Origin of the sequence: Streptomyces hyaluromycini (assembly GCF_002217755.1) — a bacterium.
Taxonomy (GTDB): Bacteria; Actinomycetota; Actinomycetes; order Streptomycetales; family Streptomycetaceae; genus Streptomyces; species Streptomyces hyaluromycini.
Genome location: NZ_BCFL01000019.1, coordinates 356,741 through 380,597, shown reverse-complemented (window position 1 = coordinate 380,597; position 23,857 = coordinate 356,741). Strand labels below are relative to the sequence as shown.

The following is a 23,857-nucleotide window of genomic DNA, read 5'->3' as shown; positions in this document are numbered from 1 at the left end:
CCGCCCACTCGCTCCGCTCAGTCCAGCACCGGCAGCAGCTCCGGCAGGTGCCCGTCGGACGCCTCCGCCGCCCGCTGCCGTTCCTCCGGCACCTCGCCGTACAGCGTCGTACGGGGCTTCGCCGGACGCCCCGCCGCCTCCGCCACGGCGACGAGGTCCCGCACCGACTTGTACGAGCCGTACGACGACCCCGCCATCCGCGAGATCGTCTCCTCCATCAGGGTGCCGCCGAGGTCGTTGGCGCCCGAGCGGAGCATCTCCGCGGCACCTTCCGCGCCCAGTTTCACCCAGCTTGTCTGGATGTTCGGGATGTAGGGGTGCAGGAGGAGACGCGCCATCGCCGTCACCGCCCGGTTGTCGCGCATCGTCGGGCCCGGACGGGAGATGCCCGCCAGGTAGACGGGCGCGTTGGTGTGGATGAAGGGCAGCGTCACGAACTCCGTGAAGCCGCCCGTGCGCTGCTGGATGCCGGCCAGCGTGCGGAGGTGGCCCAGCCAGTGGCGGGGCTGGTCGACATGGCCGTACATCATGGTGGAGGAGGAGCGGATGCCGACCTCGTGGGCGGTGGTGATCACCTCGATCCAGGTGGCGGCGGGCAGCTTGCCCTTGGTGAGGACCCAGCGGACCTCGTCGTCGAGGATCTCCGCCGCCGTGCCGGGGACGGTGTCGAGGCCCGCCTCCTTCGCCGCCGTGAGCCACTCCCGGATCGACATGCCGGTGCGGGTCGCGCCGTTCACCACCTCCATCGGGGAGAAGGCGTGCACGTGCATGCCGGGGACGCGTTCCTTGACCGCCTTCGCGATGTCGAAGTACGCGGTGCCGGGCAGGTCGGGATGGATGCCGCCCTGCATGCAGACCTCGACCGCGCCGACGTCCCACGCCTGCTGGGCCCGGTCGGCGACCTGGTCCAGGGAGAGGGTGTAGGCGTCCGCGTCCGTGCGCCGTTGCGCGAAGGCGCAGAAGCGGCAGCCGGTGTAGCAGACGTTGGTGAAGTTGATGTTGCGGGTGACGATGTAGGTGACGTCGTCGCCGACCGCGGACTTCCGCACGTCGTCGGCGATCCCGGTCAGCGCGTCCAGCGCCGGGCCGTCCGCGTGGAACAGGGCGAGCGCCTCGGCGTCCGTCAGCTTCGTCGGGTCGTCGGCCGCGGTCGCCAGGGCCGCGCGCACGTCCGTGTCGATCCGCTCCGGCGCCATCCCCGGGGCGGCCGCCTCCCGCAGCGCGCCCCAGTCGCCGTACACCTCGTCGAAGTCGTCACGCCGGTCGCCCGTACGGCCCTGGGTGTCGATGGAGGCATGCAGATCCGTGCGGCCGGAGGCGACGAAGACCTCCTCCGGCTCCTGCCAGGGATGCCCCTCGACCACCGCGTCCGGCACCGCGAGGCCCGTCTCCGGGTCCGCCAGCGCGGCCACGTGCGGGCGCAGCCGCGGGTCCAGCCAGGGCTCGCCGCGCCGGACGAACTCCGGGTACACACAGAGACGTTCCCGCAGCTCGAAGCCTGCCGCGGCCGACTTCCGCGCCAGTTCCTCGATCTGCGGCCAGGGGCGCTCGGGGTTGACGTGGTCGATGGTGAGCGGGGACACCCCGCCCCAGTCGTCGATACCGGCGCCGATCAGCCGCTCGTACTCTCCCCCAGACTCCGTCTGGGAGGTGCCCCCATTGACGAGGTTGGGCGGCGCCTGGATGTTGCCGGCCGGCCCCATGACCAGCCGCGCCACCGCGACGGCCGCCACCAGCTCGTCCAGTTCGGCGTCCGGCATGCCGCGCATCGCCGTGTCCGGCTTCGCGCGGAAGTTCTGGATGATCAGTTCCTGGACGCCGTGGTAGGAGCGGGCGACGCGGCGGAGGGCGAAAAGCGACTCGGCACGCTCCTCGTACGTCTCGCCGATGCCGATCAGGATCCCGGAGGTGAAGGGGACGGAGGAGCGGCCCGCGTCCTCAAGGACCCGCAGCCGGACGGCGGGTTCCTTGTCCGGGGAGCCGTGGTGCGGGCCGCCGGGCTCGGACCAGAGCCGGGTGGCGGTCGTCTCCAGCATCATGCCCATCGACGGGGCGACCGGCTTGAGCCGCTGGAAGTCGGTCCAGGACAGCACACCGGGGTTGAGATGCGGCAGCAGGCCGGTCTCCTCCAGGATCCGGACGGAGATGGCCCGGACATAGGCGATCGTGTCGTCGTAACCGTGCGCGTCGAGCCACTCGCGCGCCTCCGGCCAGCGGTCCTCGGGCTTGTCGCCGAGGGTGATCAGGGCTTCCTTGCAGCCGAGGGCCGCGCCCTTGCGGGCGACGTCGAGGACCTCGTCCGGGGACATGAACATCCCGTGCCCGGCCCGGCGGAGCTTGCCGGGGACGGTGACGAACGTGCAGTAGTGGCACTTGTCGCGGCACAGGCGGGTGAGAGGGATGAAGACGCTCTTCGAGTACGTGATGACACCGGGCCGGCCGGCCTCTTCCAGGCCGGCGTCACGGACCCGGGCGGCGGACGCGGCGAGGTCGTCCAGGGCCGCGCCGCGCGCCTGGAGCAGGACGGCGGCCTCGGAGACGTCGAGGGCGACGCCGTCCCGGGCGCGTTTGAGGGCGCGACGCATGGAGTTCTCGGTGGGGCCGGTTCCGGAGGTCGCGGAAGTCGTCATTCTTTGAGCATACGTTCGGGGTGAGCGGGTTCAGTGGGGGCCGTGGGGCGGCGGTACGTGGGCACGTGCAGGTGCGTCGTGGCTGTTCGCGCAGTTCCCCGCGCCCCTAAAAGCAAAAGAAGGGGCGCTGTAGTGCGCCCCTTCAGGGGCGCGGGGAACTGCGCGAGCAACCCCCACGCACCCGCACCCGGAAACTCAGCGCACCCCCTCACAGGTACTCCCCGTAAGCGTCCAGCACCCCCAGCACTTCGGCCTCCCCCGCCGGAGGCAACTGCACCACGACCTCCTCGATGCCCAGTTCGGCATAGTGCGCGAGCTTGCCGGCGCTCGGGAAGACGGCGTACGGCACCACCTGAAGCGCCGCCGGGTCGCGCCCAGCGTCCGCCCACACCGAGCGGAGCACCGGCAGCGACTCCGTCAGCCCCCGTCCCCCGATCGGCAGCCACCCGTCGGCATACTCCGCGATGTGCGCGAACAGCTTCGGCCCGGCGGCCCCGCCGATCAGCGTGCGGGGACCGGCGACCGGCCCGCGCGGCTTCTGGACGGGCTTGGGATACGCGGACGACGCCCGTACGCTCCCGAACTCCCCCTCGTAGGCGGTCGGTTCCTCCGCCCACAGCGCCCGCATCAACGCCATCCGGTCCCGGCCGAGCTCCCGCCGGTCGCGCCACCGCACCCCGTGGTCCGCGGCCTCCTCGACGTTCCAGCCGAAGCCGACACCGAGGGTGAAGCGGCCGCCGGACAGGTGGTCGAGGGTGGCGATCTGCTTGGCCAGGTCGATCGGGTCGTGCTGGGCGACCAGGGTGATGCCGGTGCCGAGGCCGAGGCCCTCGGTGACGGCGGCGGCCTGGCCGAGGGCGACGAAGGGGTCGAGGGTACGGCCGTACTCGCGGGGCAGGTCGCCGCCCGCCGGGTACGGGGTGGTCCGCTCGACCGGGATGTGCGTGTGCTCGGGCAGGTACAGCCCGGCGAACCCGCGTGCCTCCAGCTCACGGGCGAGCCGGACGGGGGCGATGGTCTCGTCGGTGAGGAAGACCGTGACGGCTATGCGCATGTCCCATCTGTACCGGGGGTGGCTCGATCTGTCCATACCGACTGGTCGGCATCACGCGTACCGCCTTTCACACAGCTATGCACATGACATACGGACGGCTGTGGATTCCCTGTCCTTCCGGGTTCCGGGGGAGTTCACGTCGAGAGGGGAGAGTGAGCGGTATGTGTGAGGACACGCACGGCATCGGCAGACGCGCGCTGTTCGTGACGGGCGCCGCGGCAGCCCTTACGTTGGGACCCGTGAGCTTCGCAGCGGCGGACGGTCAGGACCAGGGGACTCAGGAGACGGCGACGGTACGCGGCACCCTGCCGCCCGGCTCCCCGGACTTCGTGTACGTACCGGTCGAAGTGCCCACCGGCGTACGGGAGATCAAGGTCTCCTACACCTACGACAGGCCGAGCGTCCCGGCCGGCACCACGGGCAACGCGCTCGACATCGGCATCTTCGACCAGCACGGCACCGAGCTGGGCGGCAAGGGCTTCCGGGGCTGGTCGGGCGGCGCCCGCACGGAGTTCTTCGTCCGCGCCGACGACGCGACCCCCGGCTACATCCCCGGCCCGGTCGGCGCCGGCACCTGGCACATCGCCCTCGGCCCCTACACGGTCGCCCCGCAGGGCCTCGCCTACGAGCTGACGATCACCCTCACGTACGGCGAACCCGGCACTCCCGTCCGCCCGGTCTACCCGCCCTCCCGCGCCAAGGGCCGCGGCCGGGACTGGTACCGGGGCGACTGCCACCTCCACTCCTGGTACTCCGACGGCCGCCGCACCCCCGCCGAGATCGCGGCCCTCGCCCGCGCCGCCGGGCTGGACTTCATCAACTCCTCGGACCACAACACGCACTCCTCGCACCCGCACTGGGCGGACCAGGCCGGCGACGACCTGCTCATCATGCTCGGCGAGGAGGTCACCACCCGCAACGGCCATGTCGTCGCCCTCGGCACGGAGCCCGGTACCTTCGTCGACTGGCGCTACCGGGCCCGCGACAACCGGTTCGGCCGCTTCGCCCACCAGATCCACAAGGCCGGCGGTCTGGTCGTACCGGCGCATCCGCACGCCACGTGCGTCGGCTGCGCCTGGAAGTTCGGCTTCGGGGAGGCGGACGCGGTCGAGGTGTGGAACGGCCCCTACACCCCCGACGACGAGGTGGCCCTCTCCGCCTGGGACGCCACGCTGGTCGCGTCGGTGCGCGACAACCGGCAGTGGCTCCCGGGCATGGGCAACAGCGACGCGCACCGCGACCCGGACGCCGTCGGCTCGCCCCAGACGGTCGTCCTCGCCGACGACCTGTCCCGCGAGGCCATCCAGGAGGGCCTGCGCGCGGGCCGCTCCTACATCGCCGAGTCGAAGAACGTGACGCTGAGCTTCACGGCGACGGGCGGCCGCGGCGAACAGGCGGGCATCGGCGAACGTCTCGCCGTCGCCCCCGACACCCCGGTGACCGTCCGCCTGGAGGCCTCCGGCGTCCCCCGCTGCACCGTCCGCTTCGTCACCGACCAGGGCGTCCTCCTCACCAGCGACCCACTGCCGGTGGCCGGCTCGGGGGCCGTGGAGTGGCGGACGACCCCGACGTACGCGGCGTACGTACGCGCGGAACTGCGCCACGAGACAGCGGCGGGCACGGTACCCGGCGCCCTGGCGGCGCTGACCAACCCGATCTTCCTGGGCCGCTGAAACCGTTCGCCGACGTCAACACGGTCCGCGTCCGGCCACAGCTCCGCGTGCCGGTCCTCGGCGATCACGAGCCTGTCGCCGAGGACCCGGAAACCGTGAAGTACCCACGGTGGGTGACGGAAAAGTGTTGAGTGAAGATCGTGCAAAGTATCGTGCAGGGTGAGGGGTCCGGCGAATCGCCGCTGCCTGGTGGGCTTGTCAGTCACGTGGTGCGCGTCGGCGCCACCGTGCGGCGTCCCGCGTCCGCCGGTACGCGGTTCGTCGGGGAGTTGTTGAAGCTGTTCGAGGCCGGCGGCTGGCCCGGTGCACCGCGCCACCACGGCATCGACGAGGAGGGCCGTGAGGTCCTCACCTACCTCGACGGGCATGTGGCCTGGCAACCGCGGCAACCGCCGGAGGTGTACTCCGACGGGAGTCTGCGGCGGGTCGCCCAGCTCGTGCGGGAGTTCCACGACCTGACGGCGGGCACGGAACTGGCAGGTCCACATGAGGTCGTCTGCCACAACGACCTCGCGCCCAGGAACACCGTCTACCGACCGGTCGGCGGCGTGCTGCGCCCGGTGGCCTTCATCGACTGGGATCTGGCGGCGCCGGGCGCGCGCATCCACGACGTCGCCCACGTCTGCTGGCAGTACCTCGGGCTCGGGCCGAGCGTCGAGGACGCCTCCGAGGCCGCGCGACGGCTGCGTCTGATCGCCGACGCCTACGGGCTCACGAACCGGCGTGATCTCGTCTCTGTGATCCTGTGGTGGCAGGACCGGTGCCGACGCGGCATCGAGGCGGCAGCCGGATCCGGAGACCCCACGATGATCCGTCTCCGTGACGCCGGGGTGGTGACAGAGGTACGGCAGGCGTACCAGTGGGTCTCCGACCACCGGCCCCATCTGGACCGCGCCTTGCGCTGAGCGCTCGGAGTTCCGCTCTGCCCCAAGCTCTCTCAGCAGGTTCAACGGCGGTGCGCCGGGCGTTGGTTCCCGATAGAAGTGTGACGTTCTGCCCCGCCGTTCGGCCTGTCGCAGCACGCCGTGACCGGCCCATACTCCAGGACCTGACGAACCGACAGGCGAAGGAGCACGGTGAGCGCAGCAGCGGCAGCAGGGACCTGGATGCTCGGGGATCTGGAGGTCAACCGCATCGGCTACGGCGCGATGCGGCTGACGGGCAACGGGATGATGGGGAACTCCGACGGCGCGCCGATCGACCGCGATGCCGCGGTCGGTCTGCTGCACAGCGCGTTCGAGCAGGGGGTGAACCATGTCGACACGGCCGCCTTCTACTTCTCGCCGCTGCGGTCCGCCAACGAGCTCATCAACCGCGCCCTCTCGTCCTGGCGCGGCGACGTGGTCGTGGTGACCAAGGTGGGCCCGGGGCGCGATCCCTCCGGAGAGTGGCTCTACCGGGCCCGCCCCGACCAGCTGCGCGGCCAGGTCGAGGAGAACCTGCGCCAGCTCGGCCGGGACTGCCTGGATGTGGTGAACCTGCGCGCCGGAGGCCCCCGCACGGCGTCGATCGCCGAGCACTTCGGCGCCCTCGCCGAGCTGCGCGCGGCCGGTCTGATCCGGCACCTCGGGCTCTCCGCCGTCCTGCCCGAGCACGTGGCCGAGGCCCAGAAGATCGCGCCCGTGGTCTGCGTGCAGAACTCCTACGGCCTGGACTGGCGCCGCGCCGACGAGAGCGGGCTGGTGGACCTGTGCGGGGAGCAGGGCATCGCCTTCGTCCCGTTCTTCGCGGTCTCCGGCCTGCGGCGCGAGGCGGCCGCAGACCAGGAGCACGACGCGCGCGTCCGCTCCGTCGCCCGTGCCCACGACGCCACGCCGGCCCAGGTACGGCTCGCCTGGACCCTCCATCGCGGTCCGCACGTGCTGGCCATTCCCGGCACCGCGAACCCGGCACACCTCGCGCAGAACATCGCCGCCGGCGCCCTGCGACTGACCGAGAAGGAGCTGACCGTCCTCGACAGGCAGGACGAGCCCCGCTAGTCGGTGGCGCCGGGCCCGGTACGGGGCGACCGCGTCCCGTGCCCCACCCGCTGAGCGAACCCCATCATCCCGAGGCCGGCAAGGGCCGTCACCGTGGTCACGACCGTCATCACCAGGTCCACCGTCGGGTCGACATGCACCAGTGCGACCACCGCGTGGTAGAGGACGACGACGCCGAACAGGACGTACCCGGCACCCCACAGCCGAGGCCTGTACACCTTGCCTGCCAACCAGGGAAACGTCCAGGACGTCGTGGCGACCGTGATGCCCGCGCCGATGCAGAAGAAGGCGGTGATGAAGAGCGTTGTGCTGATGGCTATGCCCACCGGCCGATCATCGCACTGTCGGGGCTTCCCGGAAACGGGTCAGTCCACGACCTGTGGATCTCGGAAGTAGTACACGACGGTCACCCCCATGCCCGGGGTGTGCGTGTACACGACGGTGATGGCCTCGGCCGAGTCGCGGGCGAGTGGTGTGGTGTACGTGTACTCCACGGACGGAGGCCGCCACCCGGGGATCTCGCGGCCCACCGCCGGGTCGCGGGCGATTGCGGCGAGCGCCTCCCGGACCACTTCCCGCTCCCCCTCCGCCAGGTCCCCGAACGCCTTCCTTGCGGGCTCGGCCTCCTCCAACGGGACGTCGTTCACGTACCGCCGCCTCCGGCTCGCGCGTCCTCCAGCGCCGTCATAACCTCGGACGAGTTCCTGATCAGGACCCGGTGCCGGTAGGCGCGGACCACAGCAGCGGCGCCGGCGAAGTCATTGGTGGGCGACGCTCCTATGGCTGCCGCCAGCTCCTCCTCGAAGCGCTCGCGGTCGCCCGGGAAGCCGTAGCGACTGAGCGCGCTGCGCAGGTCGTCCACGGTCCGGATCTCCGGGAGGGGCATCGCTCCCCAGCCGTGCTCGGGCTGTGCGCTCATGATCAGCTCCTGATGAAGGGGCATCGCTCCGCTTCCCAGTATGGCCCTGGTCACCACGCCACCGCCCCGCCTCCGCACTCGGCCCACAGCAGCTTGCCGAGCTCATGGAGCCGCGACGCACCCCAGGTGTCCGCACAGGCCCGCACCAGGGGCAGTCCGCGGCCGTGCTCGGCGTCGGGTGGGGGCGGCTGGGCGGACGCGTTCGAGAAGCCGGGCGGAACGTGCGGGTCGGTGTCCCATACGGCCACCCGGAGACGACCGGGCTCGGCCGAGCGGAGGCGGAGGGCGTAGGGCCCTTTTGTGTGACAGTGCGCGTTGGCCAGCAGTTCCGCCGCCACGAGTGCAGCGGTGGGGGCGAGCTCGGGCATCTCATGCGCGGCGAGAATCAGTCTCAGGGTGCCCCGTGCGATAGCCGGTGCGCGTGGATCGTGCGGAAGGTGCAGGGTGTAGTTCCAGGACGGGGATACCGTGACCATCGGAAGTCTCCGGTCGCTGAGGGGAGTTCGACAGGTGCCTGGTGTCTGTGCCGTGGCGTCCCACGGTGCGCTTCCAGGAGGGGGCGCCCAGGAATGACGATAGAGGTCTCGCAAAGCAGCTTTGCGAGCTTTCGAAGGATCTCGGCCTCATCTCCCTCGTGTGAGTGACAAGCTCGCTGTACGTCCGCCAGGAGGAACACCCATGACGCCAAGGCCCGCGCCGACGGCCCGACGCGTCCGACTCGCCACCGAGCTGCGCAAACTCCGCGAGCGGGCGGGCCTGACCTCCACCGAGGCCGCGCAGATGCTCGGTACCAGCTCGGGTCAACTCAGCAACGTGGAGTCGGCCAGGTTCGGAGTGAGCCCCGACCGTGTCCGGGCGATGGCCCACATCTACTCGTGCACGAACCAGCCCTACATCGACGCCCTGGCGGACATGGCCGCGGAGAAGACCCGCGGCTGGTGGTGGGACGCCTACCGCGAGGTACTTCCGTCGGGGCTGCTCACCCTCGCCGAGCTGGAGCACCACTCGACGGCCATCCGCACCGCCTTCACCTCACACGTTCCGGGCATGCTCCAGATCAGTGAGCACGCCCGGGAGATCTTCAGCCGGGCCATCCCGGCCCCCACTCCGCCGGAAGTCGAGCACCGGGTCTCGCACCGCATCAAGCGCCAGGACGTGGTGTTCCGGGAGTCCCCGAATCCATACAGCACGGTGATCCACGAAGCAGCCCTGCACATGCGGGTCGGCGGTCGGCACGTGGCCCGGCAGCAGCTCAGGCATCTGATCGACATGAGCCTGCGGGACCACATCACCCTTCGGGTGCTTCCCTTCGACGTCGGAGCCTTCCCGGGATCGGGCCAGTCCATCAACCACCTGTGCGGACCGGTGGCCGAGCTGGACACCGTGCAGCTCGACCAGTTCCACGGTCCCGTACTGCTCGACGCCGAGGCCCACTTGGAGAAGTACCGACGCCTGCTGGATGTCGTCGAAGCCATCGCCCTCAGCCCGGCGAAGTCCCGGGACCTGATCCACGCCATCATCCAGAACCTGTGAAGGAGCCGGTATGTCCACGCGCCCCTGGCGGAAGTCGTCGTACTGCCAAGAAGGCGAAGCCTGCGTCCACATATCCGCCGCCCCCACCGCCGTCCGCATAGCCGACGCCGACCCGCCCCGGACCGTGCTCACCGTCGGCGCCGAGGCCTTCGGCGCCCTCCTCGACCTGCTGAAGTCACCCGCCGGACAGTGACCCCGCGGGTCCGCCGTCCGCCAGATCCGCGACGACCGCCGCATGGTCGGACGGCCACACCCCGTCGACCGGTCCGGCCCCTGCCCGCCGTACGGCAAGCACCGCCCCGATGCCGCCGGGGCCGGCCGGGGCGCCGACGTGGACGTAGTCGACGCGGACGCCGGGGCCGAGGCCCGCGGGGACGTACGGGTTGGCGTTGTCCCAGGTGGCGGAGGGAGCGGCCGGGTCGGCGTACTCCCAGGCGTCGAAGAAGACCTGGCCGGGTACGACAGGTGCGGTGCGGAGCCCGCAGAACCGGCGGATCTCGTCGGAGTCCGGCCAGGCGTTGAAGTCACCGGTGACGACGGGCGGGAAGTCGGTGCCCGCGCGGTGGGCGGCCACGAACTCGGCCAGCGCAGTGACCTGTTGGCTGCGTACGGCCGACAGGTGCAGCTGCGAGGTCAGGTGGACGGTGAAGAAGGGGACAGGGTGGTCGGGGGCCGCGAGGCGGGCGTAGAGGGCGAGGCGTCCGTCGTCGAGTTCCGCCGGCGCCGGCAGGCGCAGCACCTCGCTCTCCGTCACCGGCCAGCGGCTGAGCACCGCGTTGCCGATCTCGGTGCCCGGCTCCCCGATCCGCCGCTGCCGGCGCTCGGAGGCCGGGGAGGCGGCCCAGGCCCAGTGCAGGCCGAGTTCACCGGCGAGCCACTCGGCGAGGTTCTCGCCGTCCGCGGCCCACACCTCCTGCAGGCCGACCACATCCGGCCGCAGCTCACGCAGCACGGCGAGGATCGCTTTCTGCCGTTCGGCCCAGGGCCCGAAGCGCCACCACAGGTTCCAGGTCATGATCCGCACGGGCCCACCGTCTCTCGCCGAGGAAGGGTAAGAGACATTGAAGGGGACACCGGCGCCGAAGTACGGCAGAAGAGAGAGCCGAGGAACCATGTCCGATCGCAGATTCCGTGCCACCACCGCCTTCCAGCGGCATGTCGCCAACCGCTTGACCCGGTTGCTCCCCTTCCAGACCCTGCTGGAGACCACGGGGCGGGTCTCCGGGGAGCCCCGGCGCACCCCGCTGGGCGGGCGGCGGGTCGGGGAGAGCTTCTGGCTGGTGTCGGAGTTCGGGACGAAGTCCCAGTACGTGCGGAACATCCAGGCCGACCCGCGGGTGCGGGTGCGGATCGGCGGGCGGTGGCACCACGGCACCGCCCACCTGCTGCCCGACGACGACCCGGTCGCCCGGCTGCGCACCCTGCCCAAGGGCAACAGCATGGCCGTAAAGGCACTGGGGACGCAGCTCCTGACGATCCGGGTCGATCTCGCCGACTAAGGCGCTCCGCTACAAGTGCCGCGATGCGCAGTCTGCCGACCGCGGCACCGTCGTGGCCGGTCGCGCAGTTCCTCCCCCAGCCTTCGGTCGGAGGTACCCCCAGCGCCCCTTCAGGGCGTGGTCAGCTCGCCTTGTAGAAGGCGTACGTCGCCGCGTACGGCACCGAGATCTGGTCCGTGCCCGTGCACGCCGCCGCCGGGGCCACGCCGCCCTCCGTGTCCAGGCGCTGGACGTAGGTGACGCCCTCGAATGTCCCGGCGCCGCGGGTAGCCGTGGCCTTCAGGAGCAGCTCGGGGATGGTGCCCTCCTTGGGGGAGGTGACGGCCGCCGTGGCGTTGACCGCACTGCCGTCGACCGTGGAGACCCAGACCGGGCCACGGGAGTGCAGGGCGACCGGGCGGTGGGCGCGGTCCCGCTTGTCGGAGAGGGTGGCGGCGGGCTCCAGGAGCTTCCAGGCGCCGTCGGTGCAGGTGTAGGTCTGCACGCCGTGCGCGGAGTAGACGCCGGTCAGCTTGTTGCCGTCGGGCACGGCGAGCGCGGCGGGGGCGTGGACGGCCGGGAGGGCGGCGGGCTTCGCGGACGCGGCCTGGACGGCCGTCGTGCCGAGCAGGGTGGCGGCGGCCGCGGCGGCGAGGGCCGTGGTGGTCAGGGCGATTCTCTTGACGTGCTTCATGGAGTGGTCTCCAAGGATTCCGTGCGTGTTCGGGGAAGGGGGCGGCCGGACATCGACGATCCGGAAACCGGCCGTCCCCCTTGTCAGGTCCGGACGCTACGGATCCGCCACCGCTTCCGGAGCGGATTGCCCCATCCCTGCCCGCACGGGACGCCTCCCGGATCCCCAAAGGGCAAGCAGGCAGCCCTCGTTGACACCTCACCCCGGCCAGACGATCGCCTGCACCTCGCTGTAGGCGTGCAGGGCGTAGGACCCCACGTCCCGGCCGACCCCGCTCCTCTTGAAGCCCCCGAACGGCGCCTCCATGTTCCGGCCGACGGTGTTGATCCCGACGCCGCCCGCCCGCAGCCGCCGTGCCACCCGGAAGGCGCGGGCCACATCGCCCGACCAGACGTAGTCGATGAGGCCGTAGTCGGAGTCGTTGGCGAGGGCGATGCCCTCCTCTTCGTCGTCGAAGGGGACGACGGAGACGACCGGGCCGAAGATCTCCTCGCGGGCCACCCGCATGTCGTTCGTGCAGTCGGCGAGGAGGGTGGGGGGAATGTAGAACCCCCGCTCCAGCGGCAGGCGTTCGCCGCCGGTCAGCACCGTCGCGCCCTCCTTCCTGCCGAGTTCGACGTACGACTCGACGCGCGCCCGGTGCTCGGCGGTGATCAACGGCCCGACCACCGTGTCCGGCGCGGCCGGGTCGCCCACCTTCAACCGCCCCGCATACGCGGCCAGTCCGTCCACCAGCCGGTCGTACAGCCCCCGCTGCACCAGCACCCGGGTGGGCGCCGTGCAGATCTGCCCGCTGTAGAAGGAGAAGGTGGTGCCGATGCCGGCCACCGCCGAACCGACGTCCGCGTCCTCGAAGACGACCGCCGCACCCTTGCCGCCCAGCTCCATCAACTGCCGTTTCATGTCCCGCCCGCACACCTCGGCGATGCGCTGCCCGACGGCCGTGGAGCCGGTGAAGCTCACCATGTCGACGTCCGGGGAGGCCACGGCGGCCTCGCCGACAGCGGTCGACCGGCCGGAGACGACGTTCACCACGCCCGGCGGAGCGCCCGCCGCCTCCAGCGCCTCCGCCATCCGGTAGACGGAGAGGGGGTCCTGCGGGGCGGGCTTCACGACCACCGTGTTGCCCATCGCCAGCGCCGGCGCGACCTTGCCCGCCGGGTTGGCCCACGGGTTGTTGTACGAGGTGATGCAGCTGACCACCCCGACCGGCTGCCGCACGGCCAGCGCGCCCATGACGCCGGCCTTGCCCATCGGCCCGGCCTCGTTGATCTGCGGCGGGATCGCCCACTCGGCCGGTTCGACGGTCGCGTACCGCCGGAACCGGGCCGCGGCCACCCCCACCTGCATCGCCCGGGCGGTGGCGGTGGTCGCGCCCGTCTCGGCGCGGGCCAGGTCCGCGTACTCGCCCAGCCGCCCGCGGATGATGTCGGCGGCCCGCCCGAGCACCGCCGCCCGCTCCCCCGCCGGCGTCCGCGACCAGCCGTCGAAGGCCTCCCGGGCGGCCGCACAGGCCGCCAGCACCTGCTCCCGGGACGCCTCCGGCGCCCAGCCCACGGTCTCCTCGGTCGCCGGGTCGACGACCTCGTAGTACCCGTCGTCCGGCGCCACCCACCGGCCCCCGACGAACAGCCGCTGCCCGTCCGCCGCCTCGCCCGCCCCGCCCGCCTCGCTCACCGGGTGCTCACCGTCCTGGTGTCCCGCCCGGACCGCAGCACCTTCCCCGGTACGGCCCCGCTCACCACGTCGTCCCGGATCGCCTCGACGCCGTTGACCCAGACCGCCCGCACCCCGATCGCCTTCGAGTCCAGGCGCGGACTGTCTCCCGGCAGGTCGTGCACCAGGGTGGCCTGGCCGGCGGCGATCCGCTCCGGGTCGAAGAGCACGAGGTCCGCATGCCAGCCCTCCGCGATCCGCCCCCGCTCCCGCAGCCCGAAGAGCCGGGCGGGATCGTCGGTCAGCATCTTCACGGCCTGTTCCAGGCCGAGCAGCTGCCGGCCGCGCAGGCAGTCACCGATGAAGCGGGTGGTGTACGGCGCCCCGCACATGCGGTCCAGATGGGCCCCCGCGTCGGACCCGCCCAGCATGACGTCCTCGTGCTGCCAGGTCTCGGCGCGCAGCGCCCAGGAGGCGGGGTCGTTGTCGGTGGGCATGGGCCACAGGACGGTACGGAGGTCGTCGGCGGCGCAGATCTCGACCAGGGTGTGGAAGGGGTCCTGGCCTCGCTCCTGTGCTATGTCACGTACCACCCGGCCCGACAGCCCGGCGTTCGCCTCGCTGTACGTGTCCCCGATGACGTACCGCCCGAAGTTCGCCAGCCGCCGGAAGACACCGGCCTCCTTGGAGTGGGCGCGCTCCAGCAGCTCCGCCCGCACCCCGGGATCGCGCAGCTTCTCGATCCGCTCCGGAACCGGCAGCCCGAGAATCGGCCCCCACCCGGGAATGAGGTTCAGCGCGCAGAAGGTGCCGAGGGACATGTTCATGGGCGTGAGGATCGGCATGGTCAGCGCGACCACCCTGCCGCCCGCCTTCCGGGCCCGCTCACTGGCCTGGAGCTGCCGCGGCACCCGCTCCGGCACGGCGGCGTCGACCGTCAGCACGTTCCAGTTCAGGGGCCGTCCGGCCACCGCGCTCATCTCGGCGAACAACTCGATCTCGGCGTCGCTGAACTGGTCGAGGCACCCGGCGACGATCGCCTCGATCTGCGTCCCCTCGTGCTCCCCGACGGCCTTCGAGAGAGCCAGCAGCTCGGCGGGCAGCGCGTGCCGCGACGCCACCGGCTGCCCGTCCCCGTCGGAGTGGGTACTGGACTGGGTGGTGGAGAACCCCCACGCGCCCGCGTCCATGGCCTCGTGCAACAGCCGTACGATCTCGGCGAGTTGCTCCTCACTGGGCTGCCCGCCGACCGCATCCGGCCCCATCACGTACCGGCGCAGCGCACAGTGCCCCACCATGAACCCGGCGTTGACGGCGATCCGCCCCTCAAGAGCGTCCAGATACTCCCCGAAACCACTCCAGCTCCACGGCGCCCCCTCCTCCAGGGCGACCAGCGACATGCCCTCGACCTTGGACATCATGCGACGGGTGTAGTCGGCGTCGGCGGGACGCCCCGGGTTCAGGGGCGCGAGGGTGAACCCGCAGTTCCCGGCGGCGACGGTCGTCACCCCGTGGTTGAGGGAGGGGGTGGCGTAGGGGTCCCAGAAGAGCTGGGCGTCGTAGTGCGTGTGGGGGTCGACGAACCCAGGCGCCAGCACCAGCCCGGCGGCGTCCTCGCTGGTACGGGATTCCTCGGTGACGGTTCCTATGACGGCGATACGGCCGTCGCGGATGCCGACGTCGGCGACGAACGCGGGCGCGCCGGTCCCGTCAACAACCGTCGCCCCTTTGATGACGTGATCGAGCACGAGCCTTGCCTCCTCAGGCATGCGATGCGCTGACCGATCTGCTTTTAGGGGCGCGGGGAACTGCGCGACCAGCCACATCCCACCCGCACCCGCCGACGCGACCTCAAGCCCCCTGACGGAACCGCGTAGTCCGGTGCACCGGATCCGTGTCGATCTTCGGAATCACGTGCTCCCCGATCAACCGAATCGTCTGCAGCGTCTCCTCCTTCGGCACCCCCACCGGCAGCCCGAAGCTCAGCTGGTCGGCCCCCGCCTGCTCCCACCGCTTGCACTGCCGCAGCACCTCGTCCGGGTCACCGCAGATCAGCAACTCCTCCTCGACCAGCAGCTCCACGAACTCCGGCGTGTACTCCGGCAGCGTCTCCGGCCACACCGGGAAGCCCTCGGGCCGCGGGAAGGTGTCGTGGTACCGGAACACCAGAGACGGCAGATAGTGGAGCCCGCCGGACGCGGCGATGCGGATCGCCTCGTCGTGCGTCGGCGCGCAGATCGCCGTCGTCGTCACCATGACGTTGTCGTTGACGAAGTCCCCGACCGGCTCGGCGTTCACGATCGCGGTCTTGTACTGCTCAAGCACCCACTCCATGTCGGAGACCTTCTGGATGCTGAACCCCAGCACGCCGAGCCCCTTCCTCGCGGCCATGGCGTACGACGGCGGCGACCCGGCCGCGTACCACATCGCGGGGTGCGACTTGCCGTACGGCTTCGGCAGCACCTTCCGGGGCGGCAGCTGCCAGTGCTTGCCCTGGAAGCCGACGTACTCGTCCTGGAGCCACATCTTGGGGAACTCGGCGATGGTCTCCTCCCAGATCTCCTTGGTGTAGTTCATGTCGGTCACACCGGGGATGAACCCGAGGATCTCGTGGGAGCCGGCCCCGCGTCCGCTGCCGAACTCGAAGCGGTTGCCGGTGAGATGGTCGAGCATGGCGACCTTCTCGGCGACCTTCACGGGGTGGTTGACCTGGGCGAGGGGGTTGAAGATCCCGGAGCCGAGGTGGATCCGTTCGGTGGCGTGGGCGAGGTAGCCCAGGTACACGTCGTTGGCGGAGAGGTGGGAGTACTCGTCGAGGAAGTGGTGCTCGGAGGCCCAGGCGTACTTGAAGCCGGACTTGTCCGCCTGGATGACGTACTCGGTCTCCTCCATCAGTGCCTTGTGCTCGGCCAGCGGGTCGGTCTCGGCTCGCTTGCCCACGTATCCCTGTACAAAGAGCCCGAATTCCAAGGCGGTTCACCGTCCCAAGTCCAGGTGGTCCCTGTGGTCCTTATGAGTGCTACGACTTTCTGACGTTGCGTCAGAAACGTCAATAGATGACGGTCCGTCAGATGACACTGACCCCCGCCAGCCATCCCCCGTCGATCACGAACGGCTGCCCGGTGATGTACGACGAGTCCTCCGAGGTCAGGAAGAGCGCCAGCTTGGCCACCTCCTCCGCCCGTCCGATCCGGCCCAGCGGCACGAGCTTGCGGTACAGCTCGTCCAGCGCGCGGCTCATCTCCGCGGGGTCGGCGGACGGGTCAAGGCGGGCCGGGTTGGACATCGCGGTGTCGATGGCGCCGGGGCAGATCGCGTTGACGCGGATCCGCCGGTCGGCGAGTTCCAGCGCGGCGACCCGGGTGAGTCCGAGCACCGCGTGCTTGGTGGCGGCGTAGGTGCCGACCGCCGCCATCCCGGTCAGCGCGGTGTAGGAGGCCGTGTTGACGATGGTCCCGCCGTCGTCCAGTTCGGGCGCGACCGTCTTCATGCCCAGGAAGCAGCCCACCTGGTTGACCTGCACGACCTGCATGAACTCGTCGAGGGGCGTGTCCACGAGCGCGTTGAAGCGCAGGATGCCCGCGTTGTTCACCAGCCCGTCGACGCGGCCGTACGCCTTCTTCGCGGCGGCGACGGCGGCCTGCCACTCCGCCTCCACGCCGACGTCCAGGTGGACGTAGGCCGCCCCGATCTCCTTGGCGAGGGCCTCGCCCAGGTCGTCCAGCACATCGGCGACGACGACTCGCGCACCCTCCTCTCTGAAGAGCCGCGCCTCCTGCTCGCCCTGTCCGCGCGCCGCCCCGGTGACGATGACGACCCGCCCGTCCAGCTTGCCCATGCCACTGCCTCCCTCAGGCGAGACGGGGCGCGACGTCCGCCCCGAACGCCTGTATCTGGTCGATGAGTTCGGCCCGGCTCCGGCTGCGGAACCGCACCTGGATCTGGTGCACGCCCATCTCGCCGTACGCCCGCAGCGACTCGGCGAGGGCCTCGGGGGCACCGGTGAGGGTGCGGCGGCCGACCGCCCAGTCCGGTGTGCCGACGTACAGCGGTTCGGTGATCGCGCCGACGGTGATCGGCTCCTCGATGCCGGCCTCCTCGCGCAGCCGCCGCAGCCGGGCGATCTGCGCCGGGAGCCGGTCCCGCGGGTCGCCCTGCGGCAGCCAGCCGTCGCCCTTGAGCGCGGCCCGCCGCACCGCGGCCGGCGACGACCCGCCGACCCACACCGGCACCCGCTGCTGCGCGGGCCGGGGCCGCTGCCCGAGCCCCTCGAAGTCGTAGAACTTGCCGTGGTGGGAGGGGAATTCGTCGTGGCCGAGCGCCGCCCGCAACGCGTCGACCGCCTCGTCGAGCACCGCTCCCCGCTGCCCGAAGTCCACCCCGAGCACCTCGAACTCCTCCCGCACGTGCCCGGCGCCGACGCCGAGGATCAGGCGGCCGCCGGAGAGGTGGTCGAGGGTCGCGTACTGCTTGGCGGAGAGCAGGGGGTGCCGCAGCCCGACGACGGCGACATGGCTGAGCAGCCGTATCCGCCCGGTCACGGCGGCCAGGTGGGCGAGGGTGGCCACCGGGTCGTACCAGACCGTGCTCATGGCGGGCGCCAGCCGGCGCGGGATCGCCACATGGTCGCAGACGGCGAGGTACGCGAAGCCCGCGTCCTCGACGGCCCGGGCGATCGCGACGAGGTCGTCGGCCCCGGCCCCGGCCTCCCAGCTCTCGGCGTAGATGGTGGACTGGGACTGGACGGGGAGTTGTATCCCGTACGCCGGACGCCCGTCCGGCAGGTCTTGGATGGACACACACCCTCCTGGATCTGATGGACCGTCACATCAGCACTGCCGGAGCCATCGTCTTGCCTGACGCCTCGTCAGACAAGAGCCGTGGGCGATGACCGTCCGGTGAAGAATGTCCGCCTCTCTGACTGATTGACCCGGGGTCGTCGTGGTCGTGTCCCAGGCGCGTCACCGGGTGAAGGCGGCCCGACCAGGGCTCGTACTGGCTGGTGACGACCCGGGGGTTCCGGGTCACACCGGACACGGGGAGACCGACATGATCCGCAACCGCATCGCCGCGCTGGCCGCCACCGCGGTCGCCGCGTCCCTGCTGCTGACCGCCTGCAACGCCACCGACCAGGCCGCCGGCGCCGCCGCTTCGGCGGCCAAGGACGGCGTCAGCACCGCGCTGCAGAGCCTGCACTTCAACAGCGGCACCGCGAAGCAGAACAACGCCACCCCGAAGACGGGAGACTGGGCCCCCGCCGCCGGCAAGCCGGCGGTGACCCCGGCCGCCAAGAAGTGGGTGCAGCTGAGCGCGGCCAAGGCGGGGAACCTGAACCCGGTCGTCGTCAACGGCGCGGGCTTCACCCTCTACCGCTTCGACAAGGACACCGCGAACCCGTCCAAGTCCAACTGCAACGACGCCTGCGCGACCACCTGGCCGCCGGTCGTCGTCGCCCCGGGCGGCAAGATCTTCATCGACGGTGTGGACAAGTCCGCCGTCGGCGTGGTCAAGCGGGACGACGGCAACCTCCAGGTGACGATCGGCGGCTGGCCCGTCTACCGCTTCAGCAAGGACCTCAAGCCCGGCGACACCAACGGGCAGGGCGTGGGCGGCACCTGGTTCGGCGTGACGCCGGACGGCAAGAAGGCCGGGGTCCAGGACCAGGGAGGCACCGGCGGCACCGGGACCGGTACGGCCGCCGCGACCAGCGTCGTCCTCTCCGACGAGACCAATTTCGGCGACCCCTCCGAGGGGCTGGCCGGCTCCGGCTGCCAGAACGTCGCCCGCGACGACGCCGCCTCCTCCCTCCGGGCCTCCGGAGCCCTGAAGATCTGGTCGGAGAAGAACTGCAAGGGCGAGTCCAAGGTGGTCCAGGGCGACATCGCCGACCTGGCCTCGATCGGCTTCGACAACAAGATCTCCTCGGTGTTCTTCGGCTGACACCGGCAGGCATGACCGTCGGCGGCCCGGCCGCCGCGCCGTACACAGCCGCCGTGGCCACAGTCGCGGCGGCCGTCCGCGCCTTCCCGGCCGCTACCGCACCGGCCTCGACCACCCGTCACCGGATCGGACGGCCAGGCCCGCATCTCCTACGAGGACTACGCCGCCGCCCTGGTCGACGAGATCGAGATCCCGCGCCACCTCAACGGAGGCTTCACCACCGGCTGCTGAGACACCGAACCGGAAGGCGCAAGCTCAGCGGCCCGACAGTACGAACCTGAGGTATTTGCCGGCCCCGAGGACGCGCCGGATCTCCGCCCGAGCGGCCGAGAGCTCCCCCGTCACCCGGGTCCGCTCCATCTGGGCCCCCGCCAGAAGCTTCTGTCGCTGCAACAGATCGGCCCTCCTGCGCTGCGCCTCCATGCCGCGCTGCTGCCGGTCGTTCATCAGCCGCTGCCGTTCGTCGGCGACCCGCTTCTGCGTGGCGTCCCGGTCCAGTTGGGCCTTGCCCTCCGCCTGTTTGACCTCCGTGGCGTACTGCGCCCGGAGAGTGGCGATCTCGGCGCGGATCCGGTTCAGAACGGGTGCCGGCAGTGTGGCCGGAGCGGAGGCGCGGGCACGTTGTTCCAGCGACTGGCGCCAGTCCGCCAGACTGGTCGCCCTGCCCTCGCCGATGCCGGGTACCCGGACGTGCATACCGCTGCCGAGTACGAAGTACGCGGTTCGGCCGCCGGAGCCCGGTCCCTGGGAAAAGGACACTCCCGTGTAGTCCGCGGCGGTGCGGATACCGGCGTCGATCAGGGCCTGGATGGTCTTCGCGCCCATGTTCGGAAGGTTGCGGGCGTCCTGGATCGACGTCCGGCGCAGTCTGTTCTCGACGTGTGCCCGGACCTCGGGCTCCAGCGCGTCGGCGATCAGCCGCTGTTCCTTGGCGGGCAGTTCCGCCTGTTGTCTGCGGACACCGTCCGTGCGGCGGTTGAGGTCCATGGTGATTCGGGCCAGGCCGTCCCGCAGCTCCGTCTGGAGGCTCTGGATGCGCTTGTCGGTGGCCGCGTTGTCCTTGGCCACCGTTTGGTCCAGCTTCTGCATCTCCTGCTCCAGCCGCCGGTGGGCCCCAGCCGGGTCCTTCAGCTCACGCATCCGCCTACGCAGCCCGCGCACCTGCTGCTTCGCCTGCCGGTATTCGGGCCTGCGGCGCCGTCCGAAACCGATCGCGGTGACAGCGGCGAACAGTGCGGTGGTCTGGGCGAGCGGCAGGTAGGCCTCCGGCTGGCCGGCGGCAACCGTCAGTACACCCGGGGCGGCCGTGGTGAGCAGGGCGGTAGCGGCGGCCATCACGTCACTCGGACGCCGCCTGGAGAAGGGTGCCACCGCGGTGGCCGCGTGTGCGGTCCCCGGTCCGGCGTTTCCGCCGACAGCCGCGGGCGCACCGGCCGTGACAAGCGGGCCGCCGGTGGCCATCCGGTCCGACATCCAGGCCGGTATGGCTCCGCCGACGGATCCCGGTGCCTGCACCGTCGCTGCTGCACCGGCACCCACAGGCGGTGTGGCAGCGCCCTTCCTGCGCTTCTGCCCGGAGCGAGGCGCGGGCGGCTTCAGGGCACTGGGCGCCAGGCGCGGCAGCGCCGAGCACGGCTTCCCAAGAAGGTCGTGCACCCGGAACGCCTCGGCGCGCAACCGTTCGTCTGGGTGGCCGAGCAGCAGAGGCCACGCCAGGGAGGTCGCCGGGTCCTTGAAGTCGGACTCGGACAGGATCAGGTACTCCCCCTGGTCGTCATGGAGCTGCGACCACAGGCCTGCGTCGGTGGCGACCGCCACGAGGGAGAGGTGGATCACCCACGCCGAGAAACGGTCCATGGCCGGACCGAAGTCGGTGGCGGTGCGACGTGGCGACTGGTAGTTGCGGTGACCGTTCTCGGTCGCCGCCTCGCCCTTGAGCGCGGGCACGTACATGCCGTCGTAGTCGACCAGCCGGACCGTGCCGTCCGTGGCGACCAGGATGTTGCCGTGCTGGAGATCTCCGTGGGCGATCCCGTGGGACTCCAGGTCGTCCACGACGGCGAGGAAGCGATCGGCAAGCGAGCGGACGGCGGCGGCGTCATGGCGGTTGCGGTCGATCCAGGTGAGGAGGTCCGTCCCCTGCACCCAGGCCATCTTCAGTACGGGGAACCAGTCGCCCAGCGCCAGAACGCCCTGTTCCAGAAAGTCGAAGCGCACAGACCAGGGCTGGGAGAGCGCGCCGGCGTCGAGCGCGCGCAGGGCGGTACTGATCGCGTCGTACCGTGTCCCCATGGCGGAGGTGTCCCGGGTGAAGCACTTCAACGCGTAGCGCTGTCCGTCCCGCGCGGTGACGGAGAAGACGCTGGCGAAGTTGCCGGAGATCGCCTTGGGCCCGAGTCCCACCACCGGGCTCTGCTGGACAGTGCCGTTCCTGAGGTCGGGGTCGCGGAAGCAGAGCTCGGGGTGCTGCAAGGCCTCCATGTAGTTCGCACCCGTGGGGAACTTCCTGATCCCTCCGGTTCCGGTGACGGGCCGCCCGCCGCGGGACACCGCCATCACGCCTCCGCTCTCACCCTCATCCGGATCAGGGTCACGTCGTCGTTGCGCATGAGCCCTCGGGCCCGCTGGTCGTCCACCCACTCCGGGAACGACTCCTGATCCCGTTCGAGGACCATCGCCAGCTGACGGCCGGGGGCGAGGTACCCGGCCCTCGGGGACAGCAGCCAGGCGGCCAGCGCGTCCGTGGCGAGCAGGATCTCGTCTCCCGGCTCAAGGACGCCGTGGGCGACCGCGAGCCGGTCCGTGACCAGCGCCGTGTCGTGGTTGCGGCTGCCGAGCAGTTGGGGGGTCACGCCGAAGTCCTCGGCGTTCTCCAGCGGGAAGGCCCGTAGCAGGACGTCGTCCCTCAGATGGAACAGGCAGCTGTCACCGAGGGCGAAGGCGTGCCAGGACCAGGTGCGGGTACCGTCGGCCGATGTGGTCGCCCTGATCTCAGTGCCGAGCACGGTCGCAAACGCCCCCTTGTCCAGACCGGGTTGCTCGTACCAGGTGATGGGTCGCCCCCGCGCCTCACGCTCGGCCCGGTACTGGTCCAGGTAGGCCGCCCAGCGCGCGGCTGACCTGGTCATCAGGTCCTCGACAAAGGCCTCCAGGTTGCCCCACCAGTCGTATGCCAGGGCCAGCGATTCGACGGCATCCTCTACCAGCCGGGCGGCCCAGGCTCCGGCGAGCAGACTCTCCGAGGCGCCGTCGGACACCGCGGCGTACAACGGGACGATGCTGCGTCCGGCATCGTCGGTCCTGGACTCACCGGACCAGACCCGCTCGGCGTCTTCGCACTCCTCCGGTCCGCTGCCCGCCTTGGGGACCCGCAGGCGCTGGTGTTCCAGCAGCGCGGCGGCATCTTCCATGGTCAGCGCAGTTCCGTGGCACGGGTGCCGATGTCGAGGAACTCCACGATCGAGGTGATGTCGGCGTTGTAGACGAAGCCGCGCGTGGTCTCGCTGACCCGGTGGCCCTGCGAGGAGGCGTACGACCGCATGTGGCTGGGCAGCACACTGGACATCTGGAACAGCAGCCGCGAGTAGGTGTCGGGCAGGCCTTCCTCGCTGTCCGGGAAGGTGACAGGCGTACCACCGGTACCGGACACATGCAGGTTGAACAGGAGAACCGCGCCGTCGGCGGTGGCGTGCGAGGCCAGAGAGATGGCGGCGCTGGTGGGGTCGCCGTCCGTGGACTCGCCGTCGGTCAAGTTCAGCACGATGGGCGGGAAGCCGCTCGGATGCGTCTCCACCCAGTTGGCCACCAGGGAGTCGGCATAGCCTAGGGCACGTGTCATGGGTGTGCCGCCGTTGGTCACCGGATCCATCCACACAGGGAACTGGACCGACGTCTCGACCAGGCCACCGGCGCCGTCGGGCACCTTCTTGGTCCGGCTCTCCACCCGGGCCGGGTTGTTGGCGACCTCACCGAGCGGGACGAGGTCCCGCCCGGCCAGCGCCCCTTGGAACGCGGAGCCCACGTGACTGTGCCCGTATCCGATCACAGCCACGTGGAAGTAGTCCCGTACGCCCTCTTCCTTGGCGCACTTGACGGACAACTCGGTCAGCAGTCGGTTGATCGCGTCGGAGACAACCTCGGCCCGCTGCTGGGTCGCCTCACCACTGCCCATGGGATCACTCATGGAGGCGGACTGATCGACGAGGAAGATGAAGCAACCCGGGTTCGTCCGGCTGATCTCTGCGGTGTACGGCACGTCACGCCCCCCTTGTTCAGGGGATCACCATACCGAACGACCAGCA

At 70.9% G+C, this 23,857-nt stretch carries 23 protein-coding genes; 7 read left to right on the top strand and 16 right to left on the bottom strand.

From position 1 onward, the window contains the following. Positions 1-17 precede the first annotated feature (17 nt). Positions 18-2,630 carry a bifunctional FO biosynthesis protein CofGH gene (locus SSP29_RS19595; protein WP_089101988.1) on the bottom strand — a complete coding sequence of 871 codons (2,613 nt, stop codon included), beginning with the start codon at positions 2,628-2,630 and terminating at the stop codon, positions 18-20. Between the two features lie 208 nt (positions 2,631-2,838). Continuing rightward, a complete protein-coding gene (locus SSP29_RS19590) occupies positions 2,839-3,684 on the bottom strand; it encodes an LLM class F420-dependent oxidoreductase (protein WP_089101987.1) in 846 nt (281 codons plus the stop codon). A 161-nt stretch (positions 3,685-3,845) separates the two neighbouring features. On the opposite strand from SSP29_RS19590, the gene SSP29_RS19585 reads away from it, so the two are divergent. The 3 genes from SSP29_RS19585 to SSP29_RS19575 all read left to right on the top strand — a co-directional run bounded on the left by SSP29_RS19585 (position 3,846) and on the right by SSP29_RS19575 (position 7,336). Beyond that, the gene (locus SSP29_RS19585; RefSeq protein ID WP_089101986.1) at positions 3,846-5,357 is read left to right on the top strand and encodes a CehA/McbA family metallohydrolase; all 1,512 of its coding nucleotides are present in this window, start codon (positions 3,846-3,848) and stop codon (positions 5,355-5,357) included. A 209-nt stretch (positions 5,358-5,566) separates the two neighbouring features. Continuing rightward, positions 5,567-6,262, top strand: a complete 696-nt coding sequence (locus SSP29_RS19580; RefSeq protein ID WP_245883145.1) for a phosphotransferase — start codon at positions 5,567-5,569, stop codon at positions 6,260-6,262. 171 nt (positions 6,263-6,433) lie between these two features. Beyond that, positions 6,434-7,336, top strand: a complete 903-nt coding sequence (locus tag SSP29_RS19575; RefSeq protein ID WP_089101985.1) for an oxidoreductase — start codon at positions 6,434-6,436, stop codon at positions 7,334-7,336. Here SSP29_RS19575 and SSP29_RS19570 read toward each other — a convergent pair. Genes SSP29_RS19570 through SSP29_RS19555 form a run of 4 tightly spaced genes read right to left on the bottom strand, consistent with a single transcriptional unit; the run spans position 7,333 to position 8,731 of the window. Continuing rightward, positions 7,333-7,662, bottom strand: a complete 330-nt coding sequence (locus SSP29_RS19570) for a hypothetical protein (protein ID WP_089101984.1) — start codon at positions 7,660-7,662, stop codon at positions 7,333-7,335. The genes SSP29_RS19575 and SSP29_RS19570 overlap by 4 nt on opposite strands. Positions 7,663-7,701: 39 nt before the next feature. Beyond that, on the bottom strand, positions 7,702-7,983 hold the full coding sequence (locus SSP29_RS19565; RefSeq protein WP_089101983.1) for a hypothetical protein: 282 nt from the start codon (positions 7,981-7,983) through the stop codon (positions 7,702-7,704). Next, positions 7,980-8,255: a hypothetical protein gene (locus SSP29_RS19560; RefSeq protein ID WP_145968920.1), complete on the bottom strand. Its 276-nt coding sequence runs from the start codon at positions 8,253-8,255 to the stop codon at positions 7,980-7,982. Before SSP29_RS19560 ends, SSP29_RS19565 begins: the two co-directional genes overlap by 4 nt. A gap of 50 nt (positions 8,256-8,305) precedes the next feature. Beyond that, a complete protein-coding gene (locus tag SSP29_RS19555; protein WP_089101981.1) occupies positions 8,306-8,731 on the bottom strand; it encodes an ATP-binding protein in 426 nt (141 codons plus the stop codon). A gap of 202 nt (positions 8,732-8,933) precedes the next feature. On the opposite strand from SSP29_RS19555, the gene SSP29_RS19550 reads away from it, so the two are divergent. Both SSP29_RS19550 and SSP29_RS19545 read left to right on the top strand, forming a co-directional pair. Next, on the top strand, positions 8,934-9,788 hold the full coding sequence (locus SSP29_RS19550; RefSeq protein WP_089101980.1) for a Scr1 family TA system antitoxin-like transcriptional regulator: 855 nt from the start codon (positions 8,934-8,936) through the stop codon (positions 9,786-9,788). Between the two features lie 10 nt (positions 9,789-9,798). Beyond that, a complete protein-coding gene (locus SSP29_RS19545; RefSeq protein WP_089101979.1) occupies positions 9,799-9,981 on the top strand; it encodes a DUF397 domain-containing protein in 183 nt (60 codons plus the stop codon). On the opposite strand, the gene SSP29_RS19540 is transcribed toward SSP29_RS19545, so the two are convergent. Further along, a complete protein-coding gene (locus SSP29_RS19540) occupies positions 9,964-10,803 on the bottom strand; it encodes an endonuclease/exonuclease/phosphatase family protein (RefSeq protein ID WP_089102402.1) in 840 nt (279 codons plus the stop codon). The genes SSP29_RS19545 and SSP29_RS19540 overlap by 18 nt on opposite strands. A gap of 97 nt (positions 10,804-10,900) precedes the next feature. Here SSP29_RS19540 and SSP29_RS19535 point away from each other — a divergent pair, with 97 nt between their 5' ends. Continuing rightward, the gene (locus tag SSP29_RS19535; protein WP_089101978.1) at positions 10,901-11,287 is read left to right on the top strand and encodes a nitroreductase/quinone reductase family protein; all 387 of its coding nucleotides are present in this window, start codon (positions 10,901-10,903) and stop codon (positions 11,285-11,287) included. 121 nt (positions 11,288-11,408) lie between these two features. On the opposite strand, the gene SSP29_RS19530 is transcribed toward SSP29_RS19535, so the two are convergent. The 6 genes from SSP29_RS19530 to SSP29_RS19505 all read right to left on the bottom strand — a co-directional run bounded on the left by SSP29_RS19530 (position 11,409) and on the right by SSP29_RS19505 (position 18,415). Next, entirely contained in the window at positions 11,409-11,960 is a 552-nt protein-coding gene (locus tag SSP29_RS19530) for a DUF3455 domain-containing protein (RefSeq protein ID WP_089101977.1), read from the bottom strand. A gap of 198 nt (positions 11,961-12,158) precedes the next feature. Continuing rightward, entirely contained in the window at positions 12,159-13,637 is a 1,479-nt protein-coding gene (locus SSP29_RS19525) for an aldehyde dehydrogenase family protein (protein ID WP_245883144.1), read from the bottom strand. After that, entirely contained in the window at positions 13,634-15,364 is a 1,731-nt protein-coding gene (locus tag SSP29_RS19520) for an N-acyl-D-amino-acid deacylase family protein (RefSeq protein ID WP_089101976.1), read from the bottom strand. The genes SSP29_RS19525 and SSP29_RS19520 overlap by 4 nt, the downstream gene beginning before the upstream one ends. A 103-nt stretch (positions 15,365-15,467) precedes the next feature. Further along, positions 15,468-16,586, bottom strand: a complete 1,119-nt coding sequence (locus SSP29_RS19515) for an LLM class flavin-dependent oxidoreductase (RefSeq protein ID WP_089101975.1) — start codon at positions 16,584-16,586, stop codon at positions 15,468-15,470. A 97-nt stretch (positions 16,587-16,683) separates the two neighbouring features. Beyond that, on the bottom strand, positions 16,684-17,454 hold the full coding sequence (locus tag SSP29_RS19510; protein ID WP_089101974.1) for an SDR family NAD(P)-dependent oxidoreductase: 771 nt from the start codon (positions 17,452-17,454) through the stop codon (positions 16,684-16,686). Between the two features lie 13 nt (positions 17,455-17,467). Continuing rightward, positions 17,468-18,415, bottom strand: coding sequence for an LLM class F420-dependent oxidoreductase (locus SSP29_RS19505; RefSeq protein WP_150134495.1), 948 nt, complete (start codon positions 18,413-18,415; stop codon positions 17,468-17,470). Between the two features lie 250 nt (positions 18,416-18,665). Here SSP29_RS19505 and SSP29_RS19500 point away from each other — a divergent pair, with 250 nt between their 5' ends. Beyond that, a complete protein-coding gene (locus tag SSP29_RS19500; RefSeq protein ID WP_089101973.1) occupies positions 18,666-19,556 on the top strand; it encodes a hypothetical protein in 891 nt (296 codons plus the stop codon). Between the two features lie 255 nt (positions 19,557-19,811). Here the strand turns inward: SSP29_RS19500 and SSP29_RS19490 are convergent, their stop codons facing one another. The 3 genes from SSP29_RS19490 to SSP29_RS19480 are packed head-to-tail and all read right to left on the bottom strand — an operon-like array spanning position 19,812 to position 23,811. Further along, the gene (locus tag SSP29_RS19490; protein WP_089101972.1) at positions 19,812-22,112 is read right to left on the bottom strand and encodes a protein kinase domain-containing protein; all 2,301 of its coding nucleotides are present in this window, start codon (positions 22,110-22,112) and stop codon (positions 19,812-19,814) included. Then, a complete protein-coding gene (locus SSP29_RS19485; RefSeq protein WP_089101971.1) occupies positions 22,112-22,966 on the bottom strand; it encodes a hypothetical protein in 855 nt (284 codons plus the stop codon). The genes SSP29_RS19490 and SSP29_RS19485 overlap by 1 nt, the downstream gene beginning before the upstream one ends. 2 nt (positions 22,967-22,968) lie before the next feature. After that, complete coding sequence (locus SSP29_RS19480; RefSeq protein ID WP_089101970.1) at positions 22,969-23,811, bottom strand: vWA domain-containing protein; 843 nt, start codon at positions 23,809-23,811, stop codon at positions 22,969-22,971. Between the last annotated feature and the right edge of the window lie 46 nt (positions 23,812-23,857).

Coding starts and splice junctions, on each gene's coding strand:
- SSP29_RS19560 (WP_145968920.1), bottom strand. CDS start 8,255: ATGAGCGCACAGCCCGAGCACGGCTGGGGAGCGATGCCCCTCCCGGAG.
- SSP29_RS19590 (WP_089101987.1), bottom strand. CDS start 3,684: ATGCGCATAGCCGTCACGGTCTTCCTCACCGACGAGACCATCGCCCCC.
- SSP29_RS19595 (WP_089101988.1), bottom strand. CDS start 2,630: ATGACGACTTCCGCGACCTCCGGAACCGGCCCCACCGAGAACTCCATG.
- SSP29_RS19485 (WP_089101971.1), bottom strand. CDS start 22,966: ATGGAAGATGCCGCCGCGCTGCTGGAACACCAGCGCCTGCGGGTCCCC.
- SSP29_RS19550 (WP_089101980.1), top strand. CDS start 8,934: ATGACGCCAAGGCCCGCGCCGACGGCCCGACGCGTCCGACTCGCCACC.
- SSP29_RS19500 (WP_089101973.1), top strand. CDS start 18,666: ATGATCCGCAACCGCATCGCCGCGCTGGCCGCCACCGCGGTCGCCGCG.
- SSP29_RS19510 (WP_089101974.1), bottom strand. CDS start 17,454: ATGGGCAAGCTGGACGGGCGGGTCGTCATCGTCACCGGGGCGGCGCGC.
- SSP29_RS19585 (WP_089101986.1), top strand. CDS start 3,846: ATGTGTGAGGACACGCACGGCATCGGCAGACGCGCGCTGTTCGTGACG.
- SSP29_RS19490 (WP_089101972.1), bottom strand. CDS start 22,112: ATGGCGGTGTCCCGCGGCGGGCGGCCCGTCACCGGAACCGGAGGGATC.
- SSP29_RS19545 (WP_089101979.1), top strand. CDS start 9,799: ATGTCCACGCGCCCCTGGCGGAAGTCGTCGTACTGCCAAGAAGGCGAA.
- SSP29_RS19530 (WP_089101977.1), bottom strand. CDS start 11,960: ATGAAGCACGTCAAGAGAATCGCCCTGACCACCACGGCCCTCGCCGCC.
- SSP29_RS19535 (WP_089101978.1), top strand. CDS start 10,901: ATGTCCGATCGCAGATTCCGTGCCACCACCGCCTTCCAGCGGCATGTC.
- SSP29_RS19555 (WP_089101981.1), bottom strand. CDS start 8,731: ATGGTCACGGTATCCCCGTCCTGGAACTACACCCTGCACCTTCCGCAC.
- SSP29_RS19540 (WP_089102402.1), bottom strand. CDS start 10,803: ATGACCTGGAACCTGTGGTGGCGCTTCGGGCCCTGGGCCGAACGGCAG.